Genomic DNA, 8,099 nt, shown 5'->3' with positions numbered 1-8,099 from the left:
TTGGGCTAGCCCAGACAGCTTAACCTCTGGATCTCTAGTTATCAATGAACTTGTTGCACTTGACTTGACAATGTGCGAACTTATTTTAAAATTGATAGTCAGAAATGATGTCCAAGCCCGATGTGACGCACTTTGCGCCCTCTTGAATCAAATGATGACATCCGTCAGATTTTCCGTCTAAAATGGAGCCTGGAATGGCAAATATTTCCCGCCCTTCTTCCAGGGCACGCTCACAAGTAATCAGGCTACCCGACCGCATTTTTGCCTCGCAGACCACCAGTCCGCCGACCAAACCAGCGATAATCCTATTACGCTCTGGGAAATGAAACTTGAGCGGCTGTTCACCAGGCCCGTACTCTGTTAAGACCAGATGATGCTTGCCTATATAGGACTGCAAATCTTTATTTTCCTTGGGATACTGCACATCCAAGCCTGTACCGATGACCGCAATGGTCTGTCCACCATTTTTTAGGCTGGCGATATGGGCCGCCGTGTCAATTCCTCGCGCCAGGCCGCTGACAATGACATAGCGATTCTGAAGTTCCTTAATAATCTTCTGGACTGACTGGATGCCGTTTTTACTGGCATTTCGCGTACCAACCACGCCCAACTTTGGTTTATCTAGCAAGTCAAGGTCTCCTTGGTAAAAGAGCAAGACTGGTGGATTGTAAATTTCCTTGAGGGCCAAGGGATAAATGTCATCCAAAATCGAAAAGGATGGAAAGCGATTAAACTCCTCACGGCAGGCCTTGATGTCCAAATTTTTATAATTTTCCATAAAGAGAATGGGATTTTTGCATTCAGAGACGACAGCCATGTTGCGCAAGGATAGCTTTTTATCGTACTTCTCTTGGTAAACCAAGATTTTGTGAATATTGAGATTGGTCAGACCAGCCTTTTTCAACTTAAAAATATCAAAATTATTCATATTAATTACCTCTCTACCTGATTTGTTCGTAAAAAAAATAAATCTCCGAAGAAATTCATAGAAAATTTTGAAACTTTTTTATTCTAAGACTAACAAATTCTTAAGAAATTCTCTGAAATATTGTTAGATTATTCTATTGTTCCTATTTTTTAATAATTAATTTGATTGACTCTTGCAATCGTCTCTCTTGCTCCTCTGGGTCATCAGAAGGATGTTCAATACAGGATTGAACTTTTTGTGCAATGGCAATTCCCATCATGCTATTAATACTGGATCGGACTGCACTAAGCTGCGTTACAATATCTATACATTCTTGTTCTTCTTCAACCATTTTTTGAATACCGCGAAGTTGACCTTCTGCGCGTTTTAATCGATTCATCATATCTTTTTTATCTGTCTTCATATTCTATATGGTACCGATTGTTTGTAAAAAAGTCAATTCAAAAACTTGACAAGTTATCCTCATCTTTGTTATATTTAAAATACCCTATAGGGTATATAAGAGGAGGACACATGCTTAAACAAATCTTATCAGGAATCTTTTCATCTTCTGAGAGTCTTACTGTGGCAGAACTGCCACAAGCCTTACAAGAACCCAATACTATATTATTGGATGTCAGAGAAGTCAATGAATTTAATTCTGGACATATTGCACAAGCAATCAATAGCCCACTGAGTCAACTCGAAAACTTCAAAGGCGATAAAACGAAACAGTATCTCGTCATTTGTCAATCAGGCATGCGCAGTCAACGAGCTACTGAGTATTTGACTAGTAGTGGATACCATGCACTGAATGTTCGTGGCGGAATGAATGCCTGGAACGGTCCTATCAAAGGAGTTCAATAAATGAAAATTCTAATTATTGGTGGTGTTGCGGGAGGAATGTCCGCTGCTACTCGTCTCCGTCGTCTGATGGAGGGTGCCGAAATTATCGTATTTGAAAAAGGTCCATACGTCTCCTTTGCTAATTGCGGACTTCCCTATCACGTTTCTGGAGAAATTGCAGATCAAAGCAGTCTATTACTCCAAACACCAGAAAGTTTACAAGAGCGATTTAATCTGGATGTTCGGCCTTTTCACGAAGTCATTAACATCCACCCTGACAAACAAACTGTCACTGTCCAAACTCCAAATGGGCAGGTCGAAGAAACTTATGATAAATTGATTGTATCGCCAGGGGCAAAGCCCTTTATTCCTACCCTAGAGGGTATAGAAAATGCAACCAATTTGTTTACTTTGCGAAATGTACCTGATTTGGAAAAAATCATGACACAACTGAAGAAAGTAGAAAATGGGAAAGCAGTTGTCATCGGTGCTGGTTTTATTGGTTTGGAAATGGCTGAAAATTTGGCACTCAAGGGACTGGACGTCACATTGATTGAACAAGCTCCTCATGTCTTGCCGCCTTTGGATGAAGAAATGGCTAGCTTTATTGAGGCTGAACTAATATCGAAAGGAATTCGTGTCCTCACGGGTCAGTCTGTGACAGGTTTCAGCCACAATGGACAAGTATTATCTTTAGCAAATGGGGAAACAATTTCTTCTGACTTGACAATCTTATCTGTCGGGGTACAGCCAGATTCAACATTAGCTGCTGATGCAGGAATCGCAGTGGGACTTCGCGGTGGTATTTTGGTTGATGAAAATTATCAGACCAATCTACCAAATATTTATGCGGTAGGTGATGCTATCGTGGTTAAGCAAGAGATAACCGGGCAAGACGCTTTGATTTCTCTAGCCTCTCCTGCCAATCGACAAGGTAGACAGGTTGCTGATGTCATTGCTGGTTTAAAACGTATCAATAAAGGGTCTATCGGGACAGCCATCGTTAAAGTATTTGACCTAGTCGCAGCCACCACCGGTCTAAACGAACGGACGGTTCAGACGCTTGGATTTAACCATGCGGTCGTACATACAACAGGCAAGGATCATGCCGGTTACTATCCGGGTGCAACCGATATTGTCCTCAAGTTGATTTTTTCACCAGTTGATGGCAAAATTTATGGGGCGCAGGCTGTTGGCCAAAAAGGGGTTGATAAACGCATTGATGTAATTGCGACAGCTATTAAGGCTGGTTTGACAATTTTTGATTTACCAGAACTTGAGTTGACCTACGCACCTCCATTTGGCTCGGCTAAAGATCCGGTCAACATGATTGGCTACGCAGCCCTCAATATCGCAGAAGGATTGAGTGAGAATATCCAGTGGCATCAATTGGAGCTAGAGTTGGAAAATGGTACTATTTTATTGGATGTCCGGAATCATAATGAAGTGCGAAAAGGTCATTTTAAAGATTATATACATATTCCACTCGATCAACTCCGTGACCGAATGAATGAATTAGATAAAAATGAGCGCTACATCGTCAGCTGTCATAGCGGTCTCCGTTCTTATATTGCTGAACGTTTGCTAAAACAACATGGTTTCGATGTAAAGAACTTAGACGGTGCCTATTCTCTCTATAAAATGGTGCGACCTAACGCTATCTTAAACTAGATTATCCCTCCAGACTAGATGGTTCTGGAGGAATTTTTATCTTTTCAATTGACAAATTATTTTCATGATTATATAATCTAGTTATGTATACTAGATTAAACAAAAACGAAAGCTATCATCAATTGCCCTATTGGGAAGACTTGCCAGAGATTGATTTGTATCTAGATCAGGTCTTGCTCTATGTCCATCAGGCTACGCAGTTTTCACCGTCTAAGGAGGACAAGGGGCTGACTGCATCTATGGTGAACAATTATGTCAAACACAAGCATTTGGAAAAGCCTATCAAAAAGAAATACCAGAAACACCAATTGGCTCGACTGATTGCGCTGACTTGTTTGAAGAATGTATTTTCCATCCAAGAAATCAGCCAGACCCTGAATATCCTACAGTCCCACTACTCTTCAGATAGGCTCTACAATTATTTTGTGGATTGTATGAATGAAAATAAGATGGAGACAGCTCCTGAAATCATTCGTTATGCTTGCCAGACCTTGAAACTCTACCGCAAGACGCATCAGCTGGCTTTAGAATTAGAAAGAGGCTAGTCATGGATTACAAAATGAAACTCAGTATTCCCCTAACATTCGGCGAAGAAGTCGCTAACAGCGTCACGCATGCTATTGGTGCCCTTCTGATGCTGGCTCTACTGCCCATTACCGCTGTGCATGCCTTTAAGGATTACAATATCACTGCTGTGGTTGGAATGTCCATTTTTGTCAGCAGTCTGTTTCTGATGTTCCTCTCTTCTTCTATCTATCATTCCATGCCCTATACTTCGGTCCATAAGTATGTTTTGCGGATGATTGACCATAGTATGATTTACATCGCCATTGCGGGCAGCTATACACCTGTTGCTCTCTCCTTAGTCGGTGGTTGGTTGGGCTATCTGATTATCAGCTTGCAGTGGGGCATTACGATTTTCGGCATTCTCTACAAAATATTTGCCAAAGAAATCAATGAAAAATTTAGTTTGGCACTCTATCTGATTATGGGCTGGCTCATCATTTTTATCCTGCCGGCCATTTTCCAACAGACCAATCTGACTTTCGGGCTCCTCATGTTGGCAGGGGGATTGTCTTATTCAATCGGTGCTCTCTTTTATGCCAAGAAACGACCCTATTTTCACATGATTTGGCACTTGTTTATTCTCCTAGCCTCAGCCCTGCAGTATATCGCCATTGTCTATTTTATGTTATACTAGAAATCCGATAGACGTTCCAATTTCATGCGATTTTTTACTTTCCATGATAAACTGATACATAGGAAATGTTAGAAGCTGCATTCAGAGCTTGGCACTTTTATATAAGTTCACCTTACTTGTGAATACAATTTCTTAGAAAGTAAAAATTATGATCACCAAAGAATTCGACACCATTACCGCTATTTCCACACCACTCGGTGAGGGGGCCATTGGGATTGTCCGCCTGTCTGGGACGGATGCTTTTGCCATTGCCAGCAAGGTTTTCAAGGGCAAGGACTTAGCGACCGTACCCAGCCACAGCCTCAATTACGGCCACATTATCGATCCTGCGACGGGTCAAGTGCTGGACGAGGTCATGCTGGGTGTCATGCGTTCCCCAAAGACCTTCACGCGCGAAGATGTCATCGAGATTAATACCCACGGAGGCATCGCCGTTACCAACGAAATCCTCCAGCTCCTGATTCGCCAAGGGGCTCGAATGGCTGAGCCAGGCGAGTTTACCAAGCGGGCCTTTCTCAACGGCCGTGTGGATTTGACCCAGGCCGAAGCTGTCATGGATGTCATCCGTGCCAAGACTGACAAGGCCATGCACAATGCCGTCCGCCAGCTTGACGGCTCCCTCTCCCAGCTCATCAACGACACGCGCCAAGAGATTCTCAACACACTGGCACAGATCGAGGTCAACATCGACTACCCTGAGTACGACGACGTTGAGGAGGCGACGACAGAGCTGGTCCGCGAGAAAACCCTCCAGTTCCAAGCTCTTCTAGAAAATCTCCTCCGCACTGCCCGCCGTGGAAAAATCCTGCGTGAAGGCATCGCAACTGCCATTATCGGTCGTCCCAATGTGGGAAAATCCAGCCTGCTCAATAACCTCCTCCGTGAGGAAAAAGCCATCGTTACAGACATCGCAGGAACAACCCGCGACGTTATCGAAGAATACGTAAACATCAAAGGCGTCCCCCTCAAGCTGATTGATACAGCAGGTATCCGTGAAACAGACGACATCGTTGAAAAAATCGGCGTGGAACGGTCTAAAAAAGCCCTTGAGGAGGCCGACCTCATCCTTCTAGTCCTCAACGCATCTGAACCCCTGACCGAGCAAGACCGCAATCTCCTAGCCATTTCAGACATGGCCAACCGCATTGTCCTGCTCAACAAGACCGACCTGGAAGAGCAGATTGAAGCAGACCAACTGCCTGAGGAGGTCATCCGCATTTCCGTCTTAAAAAACCAGAACATCGACCAGATTGAAGAAAAAATCAACCAGCTCTTCTTTGAAAATGCTGGTCTGGTAGAGCAAGATGCCACCTACCTCTCCAATTCTCGCCACATTTCCCTGATTGAACAAGCCGTCCAAAGCCTGCAAGCTGTCAATGACGGACTGGAAATGGGCATGCCAGTAGACTTGTTACAGGTTGACCTGACTCGCTGTTGGCAGATTTTGGGAGAAATCACAGGCGATGCAGCTCCAGATGAACTCATAACCCAACTCTTTAGTCAATTCTGTCTAGGAAAGTAAGAAAATTTAGGTGTGGAGATCGTGCTTACTGAAGAGCTGAAAGGCTTCCATGGGCACTTTCACAACACTCATCTAGAAAAATGCTTGACTAAACAGCAGTCTAGTGGCATTTATTCAGGCAAATAAGCAAGGAATTCCTATCTATGTAATGCAAATTATTTACATGGATTTTTCTTTTTTATTCTTACTTTTTCATTTTTGTTTTGATTGTTTTTTTACAAAATATTTGTTATAATAATGTCATAAATGAGGGCTGGTCATGAAAAAAATTATCATTCTGTTATCTACCGTTTTTCTCCTTGTGCTAGGTGTCATCAGCTGGAAACTATTAACCTCTGGTCATACCAAGTTTGAACTCCAAGATTCAGCTTCAATGTATATTATTTATCCTAATCAGATTGAGGCCTATCAACTAGAAGGAAATAACCTCAAGCTCTTGAATCGACAAGAGATGGGAGGCATTGATTTCCCTCTCGGAAATAGCCACAAGCTCCAAAATCGTTATCTGATGCTCTCAAGCAGCGCCCCAAAATCCTACGCAGAAAATGTCACTTCGCTGGATTTTCAAACAGGTACGATTTCCCAGAAAGCCACCAAGTTTCATGATTACATTGCAGGGAGCGACGAGCACCATCTCTATATGGCTGGTAGGCACCTGACTTGGTTTGATACGAGTGGCAAAGAGGCTGGACAACTTACTCTGCCTGAAGATTTTTCTACCCTGCCTAGCATCATGACCGATTCTGGCGATTTGCTTGTTCTGTACGGTCACAGGTATGTAATTGATAAACCTGAAGAAACCCGTGCTTACTATCTGATTTTTGACAAGAAATCAGAGAAAATTGTAGACGAGATTGAGGTACCACTTAGTCATCAAGTCCACCAAGGCATCCTGAAAAATGGTCTTGTCTATCACCCGATTTTGACCTATTATCATGGTGATGGGCAACAGGAAACCTCTTATGATGTGCAGACCTTCGATCCTAAAACAAAAGAAATCGGGAAAATCCAGCTCTCTCATCCGCATCCCTCTACCATTCACAATCTGGGAGACAAGCATCTCCTATTGATTGAACATGATAGTTATATTAGCAAATATCCTCATTTCACCCTCTATAACTTAGAAACTCAAGAAGAGAACTACCATGCCTTTCCTAACTTATCTGATAGCGACAGCCCAATCAAACATATTCAACTGTTGGATCAAGAACGATTACTGTTCACAAAGGATAATCAAGTCATCATTTATAATTTCAAACATTCTGAAATTCTCAAGCAGACAAGCCTGCCATCTGAATATGTAGCTGGTGTCTGGCTTACCCCCTAAGAAAAAGGAACTCGCTCGAGTTCCTTTTCACTTCTATTCTTTATCTTGTAAATCAACGCTTGGTACTGTTGTTGCAGCATCGTTAGTCGCTTGGAAGAGGTCTACTTTCTCATAGCCAAAAAGATTGGCGTAGATAGAAGTCGGGAACTTCCTGATTTTTTTATTGTAGGCTGTTGCCACCGTATTATAATCCTTGCGGGCCACTAAAATCCGATTTTCTGTACCTTCAAGCTCGGTAATTAAGTCCGATACCTGCTGGTTGGCTGTGATTTGTGGATAATTTTCCGCCACTACCAAAAGGCGAGAAACTGCTGAATCTAGCTGAGTCTGAGCCTGATTGTACTCTGCGGAACCTTGCTGGCTGGAACCAATCTTGGCACGCGCATCCGCGATAGCTGTAAAAATATCTTTCTCATGCTCCATGGCCCCCTTGACGGCCGATACAACGTTGGGAATCAGATCATAACGTCGCTGGAGCTGGGTCTGGACATTGGCCTGGGCGTTCTCCACTTCGGCGTGGCTGTCCACCAGACCATTGTACTGACCGATTGCTCCTATTCCCAAAAAAAGCAAAGCTACTAGGGGGATGAGGAAGGTTAACCATTTTTTATTCATACTATTTCCT

The 8,099-nt window shown here is 43.0% G+C and carries 9 protein-coding genes; 6 read left to right on the top strand and 3 right to left on the bottom strand.

Features of this window, described 5'->3' with window-relative positions; genetic code table 11:
- Positions 1-85: 85 nt before the first annotated feature.
- Together dprA and ACHBGV_RS06710 are read right to left on the bottom strand one after the other, a co-directional pair.
- Entirely contained in the window at positions 86-928 is an 843-nt protein-coding gene (dprA, locus tag ACHBGV_RS06715) for a DNA-processing protein DprA (RefSeq protein WP_105110582.1), read from the bottom strand.
- Positions 929-1,070: 142 nt separating this feature from the next.
- Positions 1,071-1,331 carry a metal-sensitive transcriptional regulator gene (locus ACHBGV_RS06710; RefSeq protein ID WP_105110583.1) on the bottom strand — a complete coding sequence of 87 codons (261 nt, stop codon included), beginning with the start codon at positions 1,329-1,331 and terminating at the stop codon, positions 1,071-1,073.
- 110 nt (positions 1,332-1,441) lie between these two features.
- Between ACHBGV_RS06710 and ACHBGV_RS06705 the strand changes: the two genes are divergently transcribed.
- The 6 genes from ACHBGV_RS06705 (at position 1,442) to ACHBGV_RS06680 (ending at position 7,474) form a co-directional block, all read left to right on the top strand.
- Positions 1,442-1,774, top strand: coding sequence for a rhodanese-like domain-containing protein (locus ACHBGV_RS06705; protein WP_105122787.1), 333 nt, complete (start codon positions 1,442-1,444; stop codon positions 1,772-1,774).
- Positions 1,775-3,424 (top strand): FAD-dependent oxidoreductase, encoded by a 1,650-nt coding sequence (locus tag ACHBGV_RS06700; RefSeq protein ID WP_394735942.1) that lies wholly within the window; start codon positions 1,775-1,777, stop codon positions 3,422-3,424.
- Between the two features lie 83 nt (positions 3,425-3,507).
- A complete protein-coding gene (locus ACHBGV_RS06695; RefSeq protein ID WP_394735941.1) occupies positions 3,508-3,969 on the top strand; it encodes a DUF1836 domain-containing protein in 462 nt (153 codons plus the stop codon).
- Between the two features lie 2 nt (positions 3,970-3,971).
- Complete coding sequence (locus ACHBGV_RS06690) at positions 3,972-4,625, top strand: hemolysin III family protein (protein ID WP_125265624.1); 654 nt, start codon at positions 3,972-3,974, stop codon at positions 4,623-4,625.
- A gap of 148 nt (positions 4,626-4,773) precedes the next feature.
- On the top strand, positions 4,774-6,147 hold the full coding sequence (gene mnmE / locus ACHBGV_RS06685; RefSeq protein ID WP_172058885.1) for a tRNA uridine-5-carboxymethylaminomethyl(34) synthesis GTPase MnmE: 1,374 nt from the start codon (positions 4,774-4,776) through the stop codon (positions 6,145-6,147).
- Positions 6,148-6,406: 259 nt separating this feature from the next.
- Positions 6,407-7,474, top strand: coding sequence for a hypothetical protein (locus tag ACHBGV_RS06680; protein WP_394735940.1), 1,068 nt, complete (start codon positions 6,407-6,409; stop codon positions 7,472-7,474).
- A gap of 33 nt (positions 7,475-7,507) precedes the next feature.
- On the opposite strand, the gene ACHBGV_RS06675 is transcribed toward ACHBGV_RS06680, so the two are convergent.
- Complete coding sequence (locus tag ACHBGV_RS06675) at positions 7,508-8,089, bottom strand: LemA family protein (protein WP_172058883.1); 582 nt, start codon at positions 8,087-8,089, stop codon at positions 7,508-7,510.
- Between the last annotated feature and the right edge of the window lie 10 nt (positions 8,090-8,099).

The sequence above is a fragment of the Streptococcus sp. A34 genome, assembly GCF_043674115.1.
Lineage (GTDB): Bacteria > Bacillota > Bacilli > Lactobacillales > Streptococcaceae > Streptococcus > Streptococcus suis_V.
The sequence above is the reverse complement of the archived record's forward strand: the minus strand, read 5'-3'. Positions and strand labels throughout refer to the sequence as shown.